This window comes from Lysobacterales bacterium (genome assembly GCA_016721845.1).
In the GTDB taxonomy this organism is placed as follows: domain Bacteria; phylum Pseudomonadota; class Gammaproteobacteria; order Xanthomonadales; family Ahniellaceae; genus JADKHK01.
Window position 1 is genome coordinate 773,744 of record JADKHK010000013.1, and the last position, 20,475, is coordinate 794,218.

18 protein-coding genes and 1 tRNA gene are annotated in these 20,475 nt (G+C 62.7%); all 19 read left to right on the plus strand.

Translation table 11 applies throughout. The annotated features are described in order from the left end of the window. Positions 1-2: 2 nt before the first annotated feature. The 19 genes from IPP28_10850 to rpsO all read left to right on the plus strand — a co-directional run bounded on the left by IPP28_10850 (position 3) and on the right by rpsO (position 20,452). A complete protein-coding gene (locus tag IPP28_10850) occupies positions 3-731 on the plus strand; it encodes an NADH-quinone oxidoreductase subunit C (protein MBL0041516.1) in 729 nt (242 codons plus the stop codon). Positions 732-733: 2 nt separating this feature from the next. Continuing rightward, a complete protein-coding gene (locus IPP28_10855) occupies positions 734-1,987 on the plus strand; it encodes an NADH-quinone oxidoreductase subunit D (GenBank protein MBL0041517.1) in 1,254 nt (417 codons plus the stop codon). 18 nt (positions 1,988-2,005) lie between these two features. Next, entirely contained in the window at positions 2,006-2,533 is a 528-nt protein-coding gene (gene nuoE / locus IPP28_10860) for an NADH-quinone oxidoreductase subunit NuoE (GenBank protein MBL0041518.1), read from the plus strand. 5 nt (positions 2,534-2,538) lie between these two features. Beyond that, positions 2,539-3,885 carry an NADH-quinone oxidoreductase subunit NuoF gene (gene nuoF / locus IPP28_10865; GenBank protein MBL0041519.1) on the plus strand — a complete coding sequence of 449 codons (1,347 nt, stop codon included), beginning with the start codon at positions 2,539-2,541 and terminating at the stop codon, positions 3,883-3,885. Continuing rightward, on the plus strand, positions 3,882-6,239 hold the full coding sequence (locus IPP28_10870) for an NADH-quinone oxidoreductase subunit G (GenBank protein ID MBL0041520.1): 2,358 nt from the start codon (positions 3,882-3,884) through the stop codon (positions 6,237-6,239). Before nuoF ends, IPP28_10870 begins: the two co-directional genes overlap by 4 nt. Position 6,240: 1 nt before the next feature. Next, positions 6,241-7,287 carry an NADH-quinone oxidoreductase subunit NuoH gene (gene nuoH, locus IPP28_10875; protein MBL0041521.1) on the plus strand — a complete coding sequence of 349 codons (1,047 nt, stop codon included), beginning with the start codon at positions 6,241-6,243 and terminating at the stop codon, positions 7,285-7,287. Positions 7,288-7,295: 8 nt separating this feature from the next. Then, positions 7,296-7,784 (plus strand): NADH-quinone oxidoreductase subunit NuoI, encoded by a 489-nt coding sequence (gene nuoI / locus IPP28_10880; protein ID MBL0041522.1) that lies wholly within the window; start codon positions 7,296-7,298, stop codon positions 7,782-7,784. Between the two features lie 9 nt (positions 7,785-7,793). Further along, positions 7,794-8,411: an NADH-quinone oxidoreductase subunit J gene (locus IPP28_10885; protein ID MBL0041523.1), complete on the plus strand. Its 618-nt coding sequence runs from the start codon at positions 7,794-7,796 to the stop codon at positions 8,409-8,411. Next, positions 8,408-8,713, plus strand: coding sequence for an NADH-quinone oxidoreductase subunit NuoK (gene nuoK, locus IPP28_10890; protein ID MBL0041524.1), 306 nt, complete (start codon positions 8,408-8,410; stop codon positions 8,711-8,713). Before IPP28_10885 ends, nuoK begins: the two co-directional genes overlap by 4 nt. Before the next feature lie 4 nt (positions 8,714-8,717). Beyond that, entirely contained in the window at positions 8,718-10,763 is a 2,046-nt protein-coding gene (gene nuoL / locus IPP28_10895; protein MBL0041525.1) for an NADH-quinone oxidoreductase subunit L, read from the plus strand. Between the two features lie 22 nt (positions 10,764-10,785). Further along, positions 10,786-12,297, plus strand: a complete 1,512-nt coding sequence (locus tag IPP28_10900) for an NADH-quinone oxidoreductase subunit M (GenBank protein ID MBL0041526.1) — start codon at positions 10,786-10,788, stop codon at positions 12,295-12,297. A gap of 45 nt (positions 12,298-12,342) precedes the next feature. Next, positions 12,343-13,791, plus strand: a complete 1,449-nt coding sequence (gene nuoN / locus IPP28_10905; protein MBL0041527.1) for an NADH-quinone oxidoreductase subunit NuoN — start codon at positions 12,343-12,345, stop codon at positions 13,789-13,791. A 62-nt stretch (positions 13,792-13,853) separates the two neighbouring features. Further along, positions 13,854-13,930: transfer RNA gene (locus tag IPP28_10910), tRNA-Met, on the plus strand. A gap of 155 nt (positions 13,931-14,085) precedes the next feature. Next, complete coding sequence (rimP, locus tag IPP28_10915) at positions 14,086-14,601, plus strand: ribosome maturation factor RimP (GenBank protein ID MBL0041528.1); 516 nt, start codon at positions 14,086-14,088, stop codon at positions 14,599-14,601. A 38-nt stretch (positions 14,602-14,639) separates the two neighbouring features. After that, positions 14,640-16,127 (plus strand): transcription termination/antitermination protein NusA, encoded by a 1,488-nt coding sequence (gene nusA / locus IPP28_10920; GenBank protein ID MBL0041529.1) that lies wholly within the window; start codon positions 14,640-14,642, stop codon positions 16,125-16,127. A 34-nt stretch (positions 16,128-16,161) separates the two neighbouring features. Continuing rightward, positions 16,162-18,807, plus strand: coding sequence for a translation initiation factor IF-2 (infB, locus tag IPP28_10925; protein ID MBL0041530.1), 2,646 nt, complete (start codon positions 16,162-16,164; stop codon positions 18,805-18,807). A gap of 12 nt (positions 18,808-18,819) precedes the next feature. Further along, complete coding sequence (gene rbfA / locus IPP28_10930) at positions 18,820-19,161, plus strand: 30S ribosome-binding factor RbfA (protein MBL0041531.1); 342 nt, start codon at positions 18,820-18,822, stop codon at positions 19,159-19,161. 6 nt (positions 19,162-19,167) lie between these two features. Further along, on the plus strand, positions 19,168-20,034 hold the full coding sequence (truB, locus tag IPP28_10935; GenBank protein MBL0041532.1) for a tRNA pseudouridine(55) synthase TruB: 867 nt from the start codon (positions 19,168-19,170) through the stop codon (positions 20,032-20,034). 148 nt (positions 20,035-20,182) lie between these two features. After that, a complete protein-coding gene (rpsO, locus tag IPP28_10940; GenBank protein MBL0041533.1) occupies positions 20,183-20,452 on the plus strand; it encodes a 30S ribosomal protein S15 in 270 nt (89 codons plus the stop codon). The last annotated feature ends 23 nt before the right edge of the window (positions 20,453-20,475 follow it).

Sequence of the window (20,475 nt, forward strand, 5' to 3'; positions counted from 1 at the left end):
CCATGAGCGACAGCGAGATCCGATTCTCCGACCGGTTGCGCGAACGCTTCGCCGACCAGATCCTGCGCGTGATCGATTCGGTCGATGTGCCGACCGTCGAGATCAAGTCCGAGTGCTGGGTGGATGTCGCGCGCGCATTGCGCGACGAGGCCGAGTTCCGCTTCGAGCAGGCGGTCGACTTGTGCGGCGTCGACTACCTGGGTCATGGCGAGGCCGAGTGGGATACCAGCGATGTCAGCGGTGAGGGCTTCTCGCGCGGTGTCGAAGGCTTCGGGCCGGGCCGCTTCAACTGGTCCGAGCGACCGGAGGCGGCCCACAAGGAACAGCGCTATGCAGTGGTCGTCAACCTGCTTTCGCTGGCACACAACCGGCGCGTGCGCATCCGCTGCTTCGCGCCAGACGAAGGCCTGCCGGTGGTGGCGTCCCTCGTCGGTCTGTGGCGAGGCCTGAACTGGTTCGAACGCGAAGCCTTCGACCTGTTCGGCATCTTGTTCGAAGGTCATCCGGACCTGCGCCGCATCCTCACCGACTATGGTTTCGTGGGTCATCCATTCCGCAAGGACTTCCCGCTGATCGGCAATGTTGAGGTGCGTTACGACGCCGAGAAGCAGCGCGTGATCTATGAACCAGTGTCGATCGAACCGCGTGTCGGCGTGCCGCGCGTGGTGCGCGACGATGCTCGTTACGACCAGGCGCGCTCCGAATCCGCAGCGCGCACGGCAGGGAAGTGAGCATGCAAGAGATCCGCAACTACACGATCAACTTCGGCCCGCAGCATCCGGCTGCGCATGGCGTGCTGCGCCTGGTGCTGGAGCTCGACGGCGAAACCGTGATGCGCGCCGACCCGCATGTCGGCCTGCTGCATCGGGGCACCGAGAAACTGGCCGAATCCAAGCCGTACAACCAGTCGATCGGTTACATGGATCGCCTCGACTACGTGTCGATGATGTGCAACGAACACGCCTACGTGCGTGCGATCGAACAGTTGCTCGGCATTGCCGCGCCGGAACGAGCGCAGGTCATCCGCACGCTGTTCGATGAAATCACGCGCATCCTGAATCACCTGATGTGGCTCGGCTCGAACGCGCTCGATCTGGGTGCGATGACGCTGTTCCTGTATGCGTTCCGCGAGCGCGAGGAACTGATGGACTGCTACGAAGCGGTCTCCGGCGCGCGCATGCATGCGGCCTATTACCGCCCGGGCGGCGTCTACCGCGACCTGCCGGACCAGATGCCGAAGTACCGCGAATCGCCGTGGAACAAGGGCAAGGATCTGAAGCGCGTGAATGCCTGGCGCGAGGGTTCGATGCTGGACTTCCTCGATGCCTTCACCGACGACTTTCCGAAGCGCGTCGACGAATACGAAACGCTGCTGACCGACAATCGCATCTGGAAGCAGCGCACGGTCGGCATCGGCGTGGTGTCGCCGGAGCAGGCACTGGCCTGGGGCATGAGCGGCCCGATGCTGCGCGGTTCCGGGATCGAGTGGGACCTGCGTCGCAAGCAGCCCTATGCCGCATACGACAAGTTCCAGTTCCAGATTCCGATCGGCAAGAACGGCGACTGTTACGACCGCTACCTCGTGCGCGTCGAAGAGATGCGCCAGTCGAACCGCATCATCAAGCAGTGCGTGGCCTGGCTGCGCGCCCATCCCGGTCCGGTGATGGTGCAGAACTACAAGGTTGCACCGCCGAAGCGCGAAGAGATGAAGGACGACATGGAAGCCCTCATCCATCACTTCAAGCTGTTTACCGAAGGTTATGCGGTGCCGGCGGGCGAGGTGTATGCGGCGGTCGAGGCGCCGAAAGGCGAGTTCGCGGCGTACATCATCGCCGATGGCGCCAACAAACCGTTCCGATTGAAGTTGCGCGCGCCGGGTTTTGCGCACCTTTCGGCGATGGACGAGATCGCGACCGGGCACATGCTGCCGGACGTGGTTGCATTGATCGGCACATTCGACGTCGTGTTCGGCGAGATCGATCGCTGAGCGCGGGCAGGACAGACCATGAGAGCCACCGGTAATTTCGAACAGGTCAAGGACATCGATCCGAAGGCCGTGCTGAGCAGCGCGACGATCGAGCATATCGATCACTGGGTCGCCAAATTCCCGCCCGAACGCAAGCGCTCGGCGCTGTTGCAGGCCTTGTGGGCCGCGCAGGAACAGAACCATGGCCATCTGAACGATCCGCTCATTGCCGCGGTCGCCAAGTACCTCGATCTGCCGCCGGTTTGGGCTTATGAAGTCGCGAACTTCTATTCGATGTATGAGACCCGACCGGTCGCCCGCAACAATGTCGCGATCTGCACCAATATTTCCTGCTGGCTCAATGGCGCCGAGGACATCGTTGCCCATTGCGAAAAGAAATTCGGCATCAAGCTCGGCGAATCCACCCCGGATGGCCGCCTGTACCTGAAGCGCGAAGAGGAATGCCTCGCGGCCTGCGCCTGCGCGCCGATGATGGTCGTCAACGGCCACTACCACGAGAAACTCACCACCGCCTCGGTGGATGAGATCCTCGACGGACTGAAGTGAATCCCATGGCACACGGACCTTCCTACCTCGATCGCCACGGCGCCGTCGGACCTGCGCCGCAGGAACACAATGTCGTGTTCACGACCCTGCATTTCGATCAGCCGTGGACCTATGACAGCTATCTGAAGGCCGGCGGTTATCAGGCCCTGCGCAAGATCCTGACCGAGAAGATGGACCAGGCGGCGTTGATCGAGATGGTGAAGCAGTCGGGTTTGCGCGGTCGCGGTGGCGCTGGCTTTCCGACTGGCCTGAAGTGGAGCTTCATGCCGCGCAATGCACCCGGGCAAAAGTACATCCTGTGCAATTCCGACGAGTCGGAACCCGGCACCTGCAAGGACCGCGACATCCTGCGCTACAACCCGCACGCCGTGATCGAAGGCATGGCGATTGCCTGCTATGCGACGGGATCATCGGTTGCCTACAACTACATGCGCGGCGAGTTCCATCACGAGCCGTTCGAACGCATCGAGCTGGCCTTGAAGGACGCCTACGCGCACGGTTGGCTGGGCAAGAACATTCTCGGCAGCGGCATCGACATCGACATCCACAATGCGCTTGGTGCCGGCGCCTACATCTGCGGCGAAGAAACCGCGCTGATGGAATCGCTGGAAGGAAAGAAGGGCCAGCCGCGCTTCAAGCCGCCGTTCCCGGCGAACTTCGGCCTGTTCGGCAAGCCGACCACGATCAACAATACCGAGACCTACGCGTCGGTACCCGCGATCATCCGTAATGGAGCGGAATGGTTCTTGAATCTCGGCAAGCCGAACAATGGCGGACCAAAGGTCTTCTCGGTCTCCGGTCATGTCGCCAAGCCTGGCAACTTCGAAATTCGATTGGGCACATCGTTCAAGGATCTGCTGGAGATGGCCGGCGGTGTGCGCGGTGGCCGCAAGCTCAAGGCCGTCATCCCGGGCGGCTCCTCGATGCCGGTGTTGCCGGCCGAGACGATGATGGGCCTGACCATGGACTACGACAGCATCCAGAAGGCCGGCTCCGGCCTCGGGTCGGGTGCCGTCATCGTGATGGACGACAGCACCTGCATGGTGCGTGCCTGCCAGCGCATCGCGCGCTTCTACTACGCCGAGTCCTGCGGCCAGTGCACGCCCTGCCGCGAAGGCACCGGCTGGATGTATCGCATGCTCACGCGCATCGTCGACGGCAAGGCCACCCTTGACGACCTGCAGATGCTGAAGCAGGCCGCAGGCCAGATCGAGGGCCACACCATTTGTGCCTTCGGCGAGGCCGCGGCGTGGCCGGTGCAAGGATTCCTGCGCCATTACTGGCACGAATTCGAATACTTCATCACGCACGGTCGCTCGATCGTCGACGTGCAGCAGGGAGCCGCGGCATGAGCGCGCAGCCGAGCAATACCACCGCGCCCGATCTCGTGAACATCGAGGTCGACGGCATCGCGATGCAGGTGCCGAAAGGCGCGATGATCATTCATGCCACGGACAAGGCGCGTGTCGCCGTGCCGCGCTTCTGCTACCACGAGAAGCTGCCGATCGCGGCGAATTGCCGCATGTGCCTGGTCGACGTAGAAAAGGCGCCGAAGCCGGTGCCGGCCTGTGCGACGCCGGTCATGGAAGGCATGAAGATCCGCACCCGCTCCGAGCGTGCACTGAATTCGCAGCGGAATGTGATGGAGTTCCTGCTGATCAATCATCCGCTCGACTGCCCGGTCTGCGACCAGGGCGGCGAATGCGAACTCCAGGACGTGGCCATGGGCTACGGTCGTTCGGTCTCGCGTTTCGTCGAGCGCAAGCGCGTCGTCGCCGACGAGGACATCGGGCCGCTGATCGCGACCGACATGACTCGCTGCATCCATTGCACGCGCTGCGTCCGCTTCATGAGCGAGATCGCCGGCACCTCGGAACTCGGCGGCATCGGTCGCGGCGAGAACACCGAGATCGGCACCTACATCGGCAAGTCGATCGAATCGGAACTGGGCGGCAACATCATCGATGTCTGTCCGGTCGGCGCACTGACCAACAAGCCGTTCCGCTTCAAGGCGCGCGCCTGGGAACTGATCGCGCGCGAGTCGATCGGTTACCACGACGCGCTCGGTTCGAACCTGTTCCTGCACACGCGTCGCGGCGAAGTCTTGCGCACGGTCCCCAAGGACAACGAGGCGATCAACGAGAACTGGCTGTCGGATCGCGACCGCTACAGCCATCAGGGCCTGTATGCGGAAGATCGCGCGACCCAGCCGATGGTCCGTGGCGGCGACGGCGAATTGAAGTCGGTCTCGTGGGAAGACGCCATCCGCTTCGTCGCCGATGGCTTGACGCGGATCCAGACGACACACGGCGGCGATCAGATCGCGGCGCTGGTTGCGCCAATGGCGTCGAGCGAAGAGGGTTTCCTGCTCGCCGAACTGCTGCGCGGTCTCGGCAGCGCGAACATCGATCATCGCCTGCGCGTCGTCGACGCCGCAGACCGCAGTGCCGGTGCAACCTTCGAAATGCCCTTGGCCGATGTCGAGAAAGCCGCCGCGATTCTGCTGGTCGGCTCGAATCCACGTCTCGACCAGCCGCTGCTCGGGCATCGCATTCGCAAGGCGTGGAAGCGCGGTGCGATGATCGATGCCGTGAATCCGATCGACTTCGATTTCCACTTCGAAACGGCATCGGCACGGATCGTCGAACCTTGGCAGATGCTCGACGAAGTCGCGGCCATCGCCAAGGCCGCACTCGAATTGTCGGGCGGTAGCGTCGATATGGTCGTGGCCAAGTTGGTTGCCGAGTCCAAGGTTGACGATGTTCATCGCGCCATCGCAAAGCGTTTGCTTGGTGCATCGAGTTCGGTGCTGGTCTTCGGCGATTTCGCCGTACAGCATCCGGCGGCGTCGCGCCTGCGCGCACTCGCACGTGCCGTTGCACAGTTGACAAACACCGCGTTCAACGAAGTCGCTTCGGGTGCGAACGGCGTCGGCTTGGCGCGCGTCGGCGTCGTGCCGGGCGAGGGTGGTGCCAGCGCTGCGCAGATCCTCGCGCAGCCCCGCAAGGCACTGCTGACCTGGCACGCCGGTTCACAGGACACCTTGCGCTCGAAGGCCTACGACGACGCCCGGAGCAATGCCGAGTTCCACGTCTATGTCGGCGCCTACGCCTGTAACGGCGTGAAGCGCACCGCGCATGCGGTGTTGCCGATCGGCCTTGCGCCGGAAATCGACGGCAGCTACGTCAACGTCGATGGTTCGGTTCAGATCGTGGCCGCGGGCGCAAAATTGCCCGGCGAAGCGCGTGCTGGTTGGCGCGTATTGCGGGCGCTTGGTGCAGCGCTCGGGGTGTCGAACTTCGATTTCACCGACATCGCCGATGTGCGTGCGCGCATGGGCGGCAAGCTGGGTGCGGCCGTGCCCATGTCGGCCGCGATGTCGGATACGACGAAGTCGGGTGTTGGCCTGACGCGTATCGCGACCGTGCCGATCTATCGCGCCGACGCGGTACTGCGTCGATCGTCCGCGTTGTTGGCGACGCCTTTGGCACAGCCGGCTGGTGTTGCTCTCAATCCTGCCGACTTCCTGGCGGCAGGCCTGACTCAGGGTGGACGAGCCAAGGTTTCGGATGGAACGAACACTGTTGAATTGCCGGCCTTTGCCGATGCCGGCGTGCCGACGGGCGCGGCCTGGGTCGAACTCGGCCATTCCGAAACTGCTGCGCTGGCACCCAATGGTGCCGGCTTGACCGTGACGAGGGTCTGACATGGACCAGTTGCTGTCGTTGTTCAATACCTACACGGCGGAATTTCCGACCGTGTGGATGGCGATCAAGATCCTGCTGCTGCCGATCGTGCCGCTGATTCTTGCGGTCGCTTTCTACACCGTGACGGAACGCTGGGTGATCGGCTGGATGCAGGTGCGTCGTGGCCCGGTCTACATCGGCAAGGGTTTCCTGCAGCCGTTTGCGGACGTGTTCAAGCTGCTGTTCAAGGAAATCATCGTCCCGTCGAAGTCGAACCTGTTCCTGTTCCGACTGGCGCCGATGCTGGCCTTGATTCCCGCCTTTGCGGCCTGGGCAGTGGTACCGGCGGGCGAGGGCATCGTGCATGCGGACGTCAATGCCGGGCTGTTGTATCTGCTGGCCATGACCTCGATGGGTGTCTACGGCATCATCCTTGCCGGCTGGGCGTCGAACTCGAAATACGCGTTCCTCGGTGCCATGCGCGCCGCCGCCCAGGTGATTTCCTACGAGATTTCGATGGGCTTTGCCCTCGTCGGCGTGTTGATCGCGGCGGGCAGTCTCAACCTGACCGAGATCGGGCATGCGCAGGGCGGCAATGGCGGCGTCTTCGAATGGTTCATGTGGCCGCTGTTCCCGCTGTTCCTGATCTATTTCATTTCCGGGCTCGCCGAGACCAACCGCGCACCCTTCGATGTCGCCGAGGGCGAATCGGAAATCGTGGCGGGGTTCCACGTCGAATATGCCGGATCGGCCTTCGCGCTGTTCTTCCTGGCCGAATACGCGAACATGATCCTGGTGTCGTTCCTGGTCCCGCTGTTCTTCTGCGGTGGCTGGTTGTCGCCGTTCCCGGAATCCTGGGGCCTGATCGGCAAGGGTGGTCCGCATTGGCTGGCCGTCAAGGTCGCCTTCTTCGCTTTCATGTTCCTGTGGTTCCGCGCCACGTTCCCGCGTTACCGCTATGACCAGATCATGCGGCTGGGCTGGAAGGTGTTCATCCCGATCACGATCGCCTGGGTCATGGTCACCGGTGTGCTTGTGTACACCGGCGTTCTGGTTCCGAATTCCTGAGGCGCGCCATGAACGCCGTCATCCGCTATTTCAAGAGTCTGCTGCTGCTCGAACTGCTCAAGGGCATGGCGCTCACCGGCAAGTACCTGGTCGCGCCGAAATACACCGTGCGCTATCCCGAGGAAGCCATTCCGAAGTCGAATCGCTTCCGCGGCCTGCATGCGCTGCGCCGTTATCCGAATGGCGAGGAACGCTGCATCGCCTGCAAGCTGTGCGAGGCCGTGTGTCCGGCGCTCGCGATCACGATCGATTCCGAGCAGCGTGCCGACGGTTCGCGTCGCACCACGCGCTACGACATTGACTTGTTCAAGTGCATCTTCTGCGGTTTCTGCGAAGAGAGCTGCCCGGTCGATTCGATCGTCGAGACTCATGTCCACGAATACCACTTCGAGCAACGCGGCGAGAACATCGTGAGCAAGCAGCAATTGCTGGCCATCGGTGACCGCTACGAGGCCGAAATCGCGGCAGCGCGTCGTCAAGACGCGGCTTACCGCTGAGGAGCACGCATGTCCCTTGAAGCCCTGATGTTTTACCTGTTGGCCACCGTCATGGTCGCTGCCAGTGTCGCCGTGGTGACGCTGCGCAATCCGGTGCATTGCGCGTTGTCGCTGGTGCTGACCTTCTTCACCTGCGCGTGTTTGTGGCTGCTGTTGCGTGCCGAGTTCCTCGCGATCGCGCTGGTCCTCGTCTATGTCGGTGCGGTGATGGTGTTGTTCCTGTTCGTGGTGATGATGCTCGACATCAAGTCCTTGCCCAGCCGCGAAGGCTTCACCACCTACTTGCCGGCGGGACTGGTCGTCGCGTTGATCATGCTGGCCGAACTGATCGGTCTGATGGGTGCGCGCAAGCTCATGCAGGGTGGTGGTGTTCGCGATGCCGCGGCCGAGCAGGGGCTGTCGAACACCGAATGGCTGGGCCGCACCCTGTTCTCGGACTACATCCTGCCGTTCGAAATCGCCGCGGTGATCCTGACGGTCGCGATCGTCGCCGCCGTCGCCCTGACCTTGCGCCATCGCCCGAACGTGCGCACGCAGGATCCGGCCAAGCAGGCTGCGACGCGCCGGGAAGACCGCATCCGCCTGGTCGATTTGCCCAGCAGCAGCGACGGGAGCAAGCAGGCATGATCACACTCGGTCATTACCTCGTGCTTGGTGCGATCCTGTTCTGCGTCAGCGTCGCCGGCATCTTCATCAACCGCAAGAACGTCATCATCCTGCTGATGGCGCTGGAACTGATGCTGCTCGCGGTGAACATGAATTTCGTCGCGTTCTCGGCTTTCCTCGGCGATGCCGCCGGACAGATCTTCGTGTTCTTCATTCTCACCGTGGCAGCGGCGGAGTCCGCGATCGGACTGGCGATTCTGGTCCTGCTGTTCCGCAACCGCGCCACGATCAATGTCGAAGAACTCGACACGATGAAGGGTTGATCCGATGCAGGCCACTTCCCTCAATTCGATCCTGCTCACCATTGCGCTGGCGCCCCTGATTGGCGCCATCATCGCCGGCTTCTTCCGCAACCAGGTCGGCCGGCGCGGCGCGCATGTCGTGACCATCGGCGGCGTCGCGTTGTCCTGCGTGCTGTCGCTGTATGTGTTCAAGCTGGTCGCGTTCGACGGCATGCCGACCTACAACGAGAACCTCTATACCTGGTTCGAGATCGGCGGGTACTCGGCGCACGTCGGATTCCTGATCGACAGCCTGACGGTGATGATGATGGTCGTCGTCACCTTCGTATCGCTGATGGTGCACATCTACACCATCGGCTACATGGCCGAAGATCCCGGCTACCAGCGCTTCTTCAGCTACATCGCGCTATTCACTTTCTCGATGCTGATGCTGGTGATGAGCAACAACTTCCTGCAGCTGTTCTTCGGCTGGGAAGCGGTGGGCCTGGTGTCCTACCTGCTGATCGGATTCTGGTTCAGGAAGCCCAGCGCGGTGTTCGCGAACATGAAGGCCTTCCTGGTCAACCGCGTCGGCGACTTCGGCTTTCTGCTCGGCATCGCCGCGGTGCTGATGTACACCGGCACGCTCGATTACGCCACTGTTTTCGCGAACAAGCTCGCGATCGAAGGCAAGACCATCGAGCTCGTGTCCGGCCACGCATGGGCAGTGCCCACAGTGATCTGCATCCTGTTGTTCATCGGTGCGATGGGCAAGTCGGCGCAGGTGCCGTTGCATGTCTGGTTGCCGGATTCGATGGAAGGCCCGACGCCGATTTCGGCCCTGATCCACGCAGCGACGATGGTCACCGCCGGCATCTTCATGGTCGCGCGCATGTCGCCGCTATTCGAGATGTCGGACACCGCACTGGCAACGATCGCGGTGATCGGTGCGACGACGGCCTTTTTCACCGGTCTGATCGGTCTGGTGCAGAATGACATCAAGCGCGTGGTCGCCTATTCGACGCTGTCGCAGCTTGGCTACATGACGGTCGCGTTGGGCGTGTCGGCCTATTCCGCGGCCGTGTTCCACCTGATGACGCACGCTTTCTTCAAGGCACTGCTGTTCCTCGGTGCCGGCTCGGTGATCATCGCGATGCACCACGAGCAGGACATGCGCTACATGGGTGGCCTGCGCAAATACATGCCGATCACCTGGATCACCGCGGTCATCGGCACGCTGGCCCTGGTCGGCACGCCCTTGTTCTCGGGTTTCTATTCCAAGGACGCGATCATCGTGGCGGCACAGTCGGCGGCGCATCATGGCGGCGCCGCGTTCGCGTATGCCTATTACGCCGTGCTGTTTGGCGTGTTCGTGACTTCGCTGTATTCGTTCCGGTTGCTGTACCTGACCTTCCACGGCAAGGAGCGATTCGTCGTCGAGGCACACCACGGCGATGCGCATCATGACGATCATGACGATGCGCATGGTCATCACGAACCCGGCCATCTCGAACATGCACCGCATGAGTCGCCGCTGGTCGTGACCTTGCCCCTGATCCTGCTCGCGATACCGTCGATCTGCATCGCCTGGTTCTTCGTGCAGCCGATGCTGATCGGGGATTTCTTCAGTGGCGCGATTTTCGTCGATCCGCGACATGCGCCGCTGGCGCATTTTGCCGAGGAGTTCCACGGCGTGGTCGCGTTTGCCCTGCATGGACTGACGACGGCGCCGTTCTGGTTCGCCTTCGCCGGTTTCGCGCTGGCCACTTACCTGTATCTGGTCAATCCGGCCATGCCTGCGCGCATCTATTCGACGCTGAAACCGCTGGCGCGCATTCTCGAGAACAAGTACGGCTTCGACGCCTTCTACCAGGCGGTCTTCGCGCGCGGCAGCGTCCTGTTGGGCCGCGGCCTGTGGAAGGCCGGCGACGTCGGCGTGATCGACGGTGCCATCGTCAATGGTTCGGCTGCCGTCATCGAGCGCGCGTCCAGCATCATGCGCTGGATGCAGTCCGGTTATCTGTATCACTACGCCTTCGCGATGATCCTCGGGCTCATCGCGCTACTTGGCGCGTTCGTCTGGATCGGCTGAACGTGCCCCTGAGGAATTCTGGATGATGTCCGCTCACTTGCTCAGTTGGTTGATTGCGCTGCCGGTGCTCGGTGGTGTCGCAACCCTTGTCTCCGGCGGAGCCGATGCGAATCGTGCGCGCTGGGTCGCCCTTGTTTTCGCGCTGGCGACGCTCGCGCTGTGCGTTCCTTTGCTGAGCGGATTCGATGCGATGTCGAGTTCGATGCAGTTCGTGCAGCGCCTGCCCTGGATCGAAGCCTTGAACGTGAACTATCACGTCGGCGTCGATGGTGTGGCCGTTGCGCTGATCGCCCTGACCGCATTCACGACGGTACTGGTGCTGATCGGGGCCTGGGACGCGATCGACAAGCAGGTCCACCAGTATTTCGCTTCCTTCCTGGTGCTCGAAGGCCTGATGATCGGCGTGTTCTGCGCGCTCGACGCGCTGCTGTTCTACGTGTTCTTCGAAGCCATGCTGATCCCGATGTTCATCATCATCGGCATCTGGGGCGGACCACGCCGCGTCTACGCGACCATCAAGTTCTTCCTGTACACGTTCTTCGGCTCGATCTTCATGCTGATCGGCCTGATCTACCTGTACCTGAAGTCGGGCAGCTTTGATCTGGCCACGCTGGCGCAGTTCCCGCTGACGCGCACCGAGCAGATGTGGCTGTTCTTCTCGTTCCTGCTGGCCTTCGCGGTCAAGGTGCCGATGTTCCCGGTGCATACCTGGCTGCCGGACGCGCACGTCGAGGCGCCGACCGGCGGTTCGGTGATCCTGGCCGCGATCATGCTGAAGATCGGCGGCTTCGGTTTCCTGCGCTTTGCATTGCCGATCACGCCGGATGCCTCGCATGAATTCGCTTGGCTGGTGATCGCGCTGTCGCTGATCGCGGTCGTCTACATCGGCTTCGTCGCACTGGTGCAGCAGGACATGAAGAAGCTGATCGCCTATTCGTCGATTTCGCACATGGGCTTCGTGACGCTCGGTGCCTTCGTGACGCTGACGCTGGCGCGCGACGCCGGCAACATCGACGGCGCGCGTCTGGCACTCCAGGGCGCGATGGTCCAGATGATCTCGCACGGCTTCATTTCGGCGGCGTTGTTCTCCTGCGTCGGCGTGCTTTATGACCGCGTGCACAGTCGCATGATCGGCGACTACGGCGGCGTCGCCAACACGATGCCCTGGTTCGCATTCTTCATGGTGTTCTTCGCGATGGCCAACAGCGGCTTGCCGGGCACCTCGGGTTTCGTCGGTGAATTCATGGTCATCGTGGCCAGTTTCCAGGCCAAGCCGTGGATCGCCGCCACCGCCGCGATCACGCTGATCGTCGGCGCCGCATACACGCTGTGGATGGTCAAGCGGGTGATGTTCGGCGAGGCCACGCATGTCCACGTCAAGGCATTGACCGATATCAATGGCCGCGAGGCACTCGTGCTCGGCGGATTTGCGGCGGCGACGCTGCTGTTCGGCATCTGGCCGGCACCACTGACCCATTTGATGGACGCGTCGATCGCCACGGTGGTCGAGCAGTTGTTGCGCGTGAAGGCGTGAGGAGTTCGCGACATGGTTTCTAATGCAGTCGACATCGCGATCTCGATGGCCGACATCCGGGCGATGTTGCCGGAGATGTTCCTGCTTGCCTCGGTGTTCACGATCCTGATCGCCGACCTGTTCATTCCGCAGCAGCAACGTTCGGTCACGCACTGGTTGTCGATCGTGGTTCTCGTGATCGCCGGGGTGCTGGTGTGGCGCTCCATCGGTGACGTTTCCCTGGCACGCACCGCGTTCAACGGCATGTACATCCGCGACGAGGTCGCGGCGGTGTGCAAACTGTTCATTCTCGGCAGCACCGCGCTGGCGTATGTATATGCGCGTCCGCACCTGAAGCCTCGCGGGCTTTATCAGGGCGAGTTCTACACATTGTCCCTGTTCGCGGTGATCGGCATGATGTTGCTGGTCTCGGCCGGCAACATGCTCAGCGCCTATCTCGGCCTGGAAATGCTGGCGTTGTGCTCTTATGCACTGGTGGCACTGAACCGCGACAGCCCGTTGTCGTCGGAAGCGGCCATGAAATATTTCGTGCTGGGTGCGCTCGCTTCCGGCCTGCTGCTTTACGGCATGAGCATGGTCTACGGCGCCACCGGTTCGCTGGACCTTGGCAGCATCCGCGCGATTGCATCGAGCAACGTGCCGCGACCGGAATTGCTGGTATTCGGTGTTGTCTTCATCGTCGTCGGCATCGCGTTCAAGTTTGGCGCAGCGCCTTTTCATGCCTGGGTGCCTGACGTCTATCAAGGTTCGCCGACCGGCGTCGCCTTGTTCGTGGCCAGCGCACCCAAGGTCGCTGCCTTCGGCATGGCTTATCGGCTGCTCGACAACGGCTTCGGCACGCCAGCGTTGTGGAGCCAGTGGTCGGCGATGCTGTCGGTACTCGCAGTCCTGTCACTGGTGATCGGCAACATCGTGGCGATCGCACAGACCAATCTGAAGCGCATGCTGGCCTACTCGACGATTTCGCACGTCGGATTCCTCTTGCTCGGCATCATCGGAGGCGGTGCGGACGGTTTCGGTGCCGCGTTGTTCTACGCGACGACGTATTCGCTGACGGCGGTGGCTGCGTTCGGCCTGATTGTTCTGCTGTCGCGTGCCGGATTCGAGGCCGAGGAGATCGACGACTTCCGCGGACTCAATCAGCGCAACCCGTTCTACGCCTTCCTGATGCTGGTGGTCATGGCCTCGTTTGCCGGCGTGCCGCTGTTCGTCGGGTTCCTGGCCAAGCTGCAGGTACTGAAAGCGGTGATCCGGGCGGATGCCCTGTGGCTGGCAATCGCCGGCGGGCTGTGTGCGGTGATCGGTGCGTATTACTACCTGCGCGTGATCAAGGTGATGTACTTCGATGAACCGATTGCACAGGCACCGGTCATTGCGCACACCGACAACACGTTCCGCATCGTGCTGACCGCGAACGTGCTCGCGCTGATCGCGCTCGGCGTGTTCGGTGGATCATTGATGACCTGGTGCCTCTCCGCGGTGGCTGCGAGCTGAATCGCTGCGATCTATTTTTGTTGCTTTGCGCAACGCGCGTCACTATGATGCGCGTCGCCTGATGCGGGGTGGAGCAGTCTGGCAGCTCGTCGGGCTCATAACCCGAAGGTCGTAGGTTCAAATCCTACCCCCGCTACCAACGAATACGGAACGGGCCTCTTCGGAGGCCCTTTTCTTTCGCACCGCATGCGTGATCCCGATCACGCTGCACGGCGCACGGACGCGAACCGTGCACGATGCGATGGGCCTTCGGGCCCATTTTTGTTTTTGGAGTCCTGCCATGCAGGAGACGAGATGAACGCGGAACAATTGACCCGACTGTTCGAACCGGTAGTGGCTTCGCTGGGCCTGGAGTGCCTGGGCGTGGAGTTTGTCGCCAGTCGCGGCAGCGGCCTCGTGCGCGTCTATATCGACGTCGAGGGCCGTCACGTCACCGTCGAGGACTGCGAGGCGGTGAGTCGTGAAGTCAGCGGCTTGCTCGACGTGAACGATCCGATTTCCGGCCGCTACACGCTGGAAGTGTCGTCGCCTGGTTTCGACCGTCCGCTGTTCACCGTGGCGCAGTTCGCGCGCTTCATTGGTGAGGCCGCGAAAGTCAGCGTGAATCTCGCGGTGAATGGTCGGCGTCGTTTCCAGGGGACGATCGTCGGCGTGGATGGCGACAATGTCGTGCTGTCGCAGGACGGCGGCGACGTCACGATCGCGCATTCGAACATCGAGAAAGCGAAACTGGTACCGGATTTTTCGGCCATCGACCCGACACCCAAGCCGAGCGGCGCGAAGCCGGGCAAGGGCAAAAAGAAATCTTGATCACGTCGGCACGCTGACGCGTGCCATGGAGCGCAGTGATGAGCAAAGAAATGCTGATGGTCGTGGATGCAGTCGCCAACGAGAAGGGCGTTGCTCGCAGTGTCATCTTCGATGCGATGGAGGCCGCTCTGGCCTCGGCCGCGAAGAAGCGCTACGCCGAGCAGGACGTGGCCATGCGTGTCGCGATCAATCGCAACACCGGTGAGTACGAGACGTTTCGGCGTTGGGAAGTCGTTGCCGATGACGTCGTCATGGAATCGCCGGATCGCCAGCTGCGACTGATGGATGCGGTCGACGTGAAGGCCGACGCCGAAGTCGGCGAGTTCCTCGAAGAGCCGGTGGAGAACGCCGAGTTCGGCCGCATCGCTGCCCAGGCCGCGAAGCAGGTGATCGTGCAGCGCGTGCGCGAAGCCGAGCGTGCCCAGGTCGTCGACGCCTATCGCGATCGCATCGGCGAACTGGTGACCGGTATCGTCAAGCGTGTCGAGCGCGGTGCGGTTTACCTCGATCTCGGTGGCAATGCCGAAGCTTTCATTGCCCGCGACAAGGCCATTCCGCGCGAGAACGTGCGCGCCGGCGATCGTGTCCGTGGCTACCTGCATGACGTGCGCCTGGAAGCGCGCGGACCGCAGCTGTTCGTGTCGCGCACGGCACCCGAATTCATGATGGAACTTTTCAAGCTCGAAGTGCCGGAGGTCGGCCAGGGTCTGGTCACGATCATGGGTTGCGCGCGCGATGCCGGCGATCGCGCGAAGATCGCGGTCAAGGCCAACGATCATCGTACCGACCCGATCGGCGCCTGCATCGGCATGCGCGGCTCGCGCGTACAGGCGGTGTCGAACGAACTCAATGGCGAGCGCGTCGACATCATTCTGTGGAATGACAACCCGGCGCAGTTCGTCATCAACGCGATGGCGCCGGCCGAAGTGCAGTCGATCATCGTCGACGAGGACAAGCATTCGATGGATGTCGCGGTCGCCGAGGACAAGCTGTCGCAGGCCATCGGCCGCGGTGGCCAGAACGTGCGACTGGCGAGCAAGCTGACCGGCTGGCAGCTCAACGTGATGACCCAGGCCCAGGTGCAGCAGAAGAGCGAAGCCGAGCAGGAAGCGGCGCGGCTGCTGTTCGTCGAGAAGCTGGAAGTGGATGCGGAGATCGCATCGATCCTGGTCCAGGAAGGATTCTCCTCGATCGAGGAAATCGCCTACGTGCCGGAAAGCGAACTGCTGTCGGTCGAGGAATTCGACGAGGACATCGTTGCCGAGCTGCGTGCCCGTGCCCGCGATGCGCTGCTCACGCAGATGATCGCCGCCGAGGAAGATCTCGAATCGCACAAGCCGGCCGAGGACCTGCTGGCGCTTGAAGGCATGGACGAAGCCACTGCCTACGCGTTGGCCGAACGCGGCATCCGCAGCCAGGAAGAGCTGGCCGAGCTTGCTGCCGATGAAATCACCGACATCGAAGGCATGGACGCCGAACGCGCCGCCGCCTTGATCCTTGCGGCGCGTGCGCCGTGGTTCCAGTAATTCCGCCGCAGCGAAAGCAGCAAAGAGGCACAGCATGTCCGACGTCACCGTAAATCAGCTCGCGCAAGTCCTCGGCATGTCCGCGGACCGGCTGCTTGCGCAGCTTTCCGAAGCGGGAATGAAGTTCGATCGTGCGGATCAGGTTGTCAGCAGCACCGAAAAGGTGAAGCTGCTCGGTTTCCTGCGTCGCACCCACGGCAAGAAGGAAGAGTCCATCGAAGCGGCCGCGCCCAAGCAGATCACGCTGAAGCGCAAGCAGGTCGGCGAGCTCACCGTTTCCAGCGGCGCGGCCAAGGGCAAGACCGTCAACATCGAAGTGCGCCAGAAGCGCACCTATGTGAAGCGCAGCGAAGTCGAAGAGCAGGTGGTGGCGCCGGAAGTCGATGCCGAGCGCGAACATGCCCTGAAGTTGCTGGCGGAATCGAAAGCCCGCAACGACGCCGAGCAGAAGCGCCTGAGCGAAATGGACGCGGTGCGTCGTGCCGAATTCGAGGCCCAGCGCCACGAACAGGATGAGCGTCGTCGCGCCGAGGAAGCGGTGGCCGATGCTGCGAAGCGCGCCGAAGTCGAGGCCGCGCGCTTGCGCGAGGAAGAAGAGGCCCGCGCCGGCAAGAAGCATCATCACGAGGCACCGAAGAAGGCTGAGGACAAGGCGCCTGCGCCGGTCCGCAAGGAAGCCCCCAAGGGCAGCGAGCCGCCGCATCGACACAAGGGCGCCAAGGGCAGCCACCGCATGGTGGTGACCGACGTCGTGGACGACGACAACAGCGGTGCGTCGCGCTTCGCTGCGGGCGAACTCCATCTGCCGGGCGACCATTCACGTCGTCCGCGCAAGAAGCCGCGCATGTCCAAGCCCGATTTCCGCTCGAATGATCGTGGCGGTGGCGGTGTTTCCGGCGGCTTTTCGCGTCCGACCGCACCGATGGTCCGCGAGGTCGCGATCGGCGACACCATCGTGGTCGCAGATCTCGCCACCAAGATGGCGCTGAAGGGCGCGGACGTGGTGAAGGCGCTGTTCAAGATGGGCGTGATGGCGACCATCAATCAGAGCATCGACCACGATACCGCGGTCCTGGTCGTCGAAGAACTGGGCCACAGGGCTTCGCGCGCGACCGAGAATGATGCCGAATCGGCCTTGGCGGCCAAGCTCGATGTCGCCCAGGGCGACCGCAGCACGCGTCCGCCGGTGGTCACGATCATGGGTCATGTCGACCACGGCAAGACCTCGCTGCTCGACTACATCCGCCGCACCAAAGTGGCTGCGGGCGAAGCGGGCGGCATCACCCAGCACATCGGTGCCTACCACGTGGAGACCGAGAAGGGCGTCGTTTCCTTCCTCGACACCCCGGGCCATGCCGCATTCACGCAGATGCGTGCACGTGGCGCCAAGCTCACCGATATCGTCATCCTCGTCGTTGCAGCCGATGACGGCGTGATGCCGCAGACTATCGAGGCCGTGCAGCATGCGCGCGCCGCGAAGGTGCCGCTGATCGTTGCGGTGAACAAGATGGACAAGCAGGACGCTGATCCGGAACGCGTGAAGCAGGGCCTGATCCAGCACGAAGTGGTGCCGGAAGAATGGGGTGGCGACACGATCTTCGTTCCGGTGTCGGCCAAGACCGGCATGGGTGTCGACGCGTTGCTCGACGCGATCCTCGTGCAGTCGGAAATGATGGAGCTGACCGCAGTGTCCGATGGCCGCGCCAATGGCACCGTGATCGAATCCAGCCTCGACAAGGGCCGTGGCCCGGTCGCGACGGTGCTGGTCCAGAACGGCACGCTGAACAAGGGCGACTTCCTCGTCTGCGGCATCCACTATGGCCGCGTGCGTGCGATGTTCGACGAAGCCGGGCGCCAGGTGAATGAAGCCGGCCCGTCGATTCCGGTGGTGGTGCTGGGCCTCTCCGGGGTGCCGGATGCCGGCGACGATTTCATCGCGGTCGAGGACGAACGTCTGGCCAAGGACGTGGCGCAGCAGCGCGAGCAGAAGCGTCGTGAGACCCGCCTCGTGAAGCAGCAGGCGACCAAGATGGAAGATGTCTGGTCGAGCGTCACCCAGGGCGATGTGCCGACGCTGAACCTGGTCGTGAAGGCCGATGTCCAGGGTTCGACCGAAGCCTTGCGCGATTCGCTGACCCGTCTGAGCACCGATTCGATCAAGATCAACGTGATCGCCAGCGGTGTCGGTGGCATCACCGAATCCGATGCGACGCTGGCCGCTGCATCGAAGGCCGTGATCATCGGCTTCAACGTGCGTGCCGATGGCACCGCGCGCAAGATCGTGCAGGAAAATGGCCTGGATCTGCGCTACTTCTCGATCATCTACGACGTGATCGACCAGGTGAAGCAGGTCGCTACCGGCATGCTCGGCATGGAGGTCCGCGAGGAAATCATCGGCGTGGCCCAGGTGCGCGACGTGTTCCGCTCGTCGAAGTTCGGCCAGGTCGCGGGTTGCATGGTCATCGAGGGCCAGGTCAAGCGCAACAAGCCGATCCGCGTGCTGCGCGAGAACGTCGTCGTTTTCCAGGGCGAGCTCGAATCGTTGCGCCGCTTCAAGGAACTGGTCGACGAAGTGCGCAACGGCATGGAGTGCGGCATCGGCGTGAAGCAATACAACGACATCAAGGTCGGCGATCAGATCGAGTGCTTCGAACGCACCGAAGTCGCGCGGACCTTGTAAGGAACGATGGTCATGCGCGCAGGCTTCCACCGTACCGACCGCATCTCGGCGCTGCTGCGCCGGGAAATCGGCGCCATCGTGCATGACGCCGTGCGCGACAAGCTGATCCCGTCGGTATCGGTCTCGGATGTCGAGGTGACGCGGGACCTCGCGCATGCCACGGTTTTCGTCACGGCCCTGATCGGCGATCAGGGCAAGCCGGCCGTGAAGGAATTGAATGCGGCCGCATGGGAATTCCGGCGCGAACTCGCGCAGCGGGTCGAGCTCAGAACCGTGCCGGCCCTGCATTTCAAGTACGACGATTCGGTCGATCGCGGCGAGCGCATCGACCAGCTGCTGCGCGATCCGGACTGAGGCCGGGTGCACGGCGTCGTCCTGCTCGACAAGCCGATCGGACTGAGTTCGAACGCGGCCTTGCAGCGCGTCCGTCGGCGTTACGAGCGCATCAAGGCCGGTCATGCCGGCACGCTGGATCCGCTCGCGACCGGCATGTTGCCGATCTTTCTCGGCGAGGCGACCAAGTTCATCCAGCACGTGATCTCGGCGCACAAGGCCTACCGGACCACGATCGCGTTCGGGACGGAGACCGCCACAGCGGATCGGGAAGGCGACATCGTCGTCAGCGAGCCATTGCCGACGGCGACGCGCAGCGAACTCGATGCCGTGCTGTCGCGCTTCGTCGGCCGCATCCGCCAGCGTCCGCCGATGTATTCGGCGATCAAGCGCGACGGGGTGCCGATGTACAAGCTGGCGCGCCAGGGCGAGCAGGTCGAGGTACCGGAACGCGATGTCGACATCGAGAAGATCGAGGTGATCGGGTATACGCCCGAAGCGCTTGAGCTCGACGTCACCTGCGGCTCCGGCACCTATATTCGCAGTCTCGGGGTCGATATCGGCCGCGCGCTCGGTTCGGCGGCGCATCTGGCGGAACTGCGGCGGCGCTGGGTCAGTCCGTTCGAATCGCTGCCGATGGTGACGCTGGAAATACTGAACGACTGCGTCGATCCCGGCCACTTCGTGCTGCCGATCGACCGCGCCATGGCTCAGTTTCCGGCCCTGACGCTGGACAGTGCTGCAATGACCGAGTTGAAGTTCGGACGTCGCGTCACCGGACGGACCGAATCGGCCGGGCGCTTTCGCCTGTACGACCCGGCGGGCGGTTTCTTCGGGTTGGGCCAGGTCGACACCGGCATCCTGCGCGCCGACCGATTGATGGCAACCGGATGAACCGCCCGGGGAAATTCACGCCGGTTTGCTTGTAGAGACTTCGGCTCGCCCTTAGAATGCGCGGCCTCCTTCGCCCAAAACCCATTGTAGAGACCGACAGCGCGTATCTGGCGCCGTGTGGACTCGCCCCGTTTCAGGAAAAAATCCCATGTCCCTGACTGCCGAACAATCCGCCAAGATCATCGCCGAACACGGCCGCAAGCCGAATGACACCGGTTCGCCGGAAGTCCAGATCGCGCTGCTGTCTGCCCAGATCGATGTGCTCGCGCCGCACTTCCAGGCGCACGCGAAGGATCATCATTCGCGCCGTGGTCTCATCACCATGGTCAACTCGCGCCGCCGCCTGCTGGCTTATCTGAAGAAGAGCGACAGCGCGCGTTACAAGGCGCTGATCGAGAAACTCGGCCTGCGTCGCTAATCGATCATCCAAAGGAACCGCCT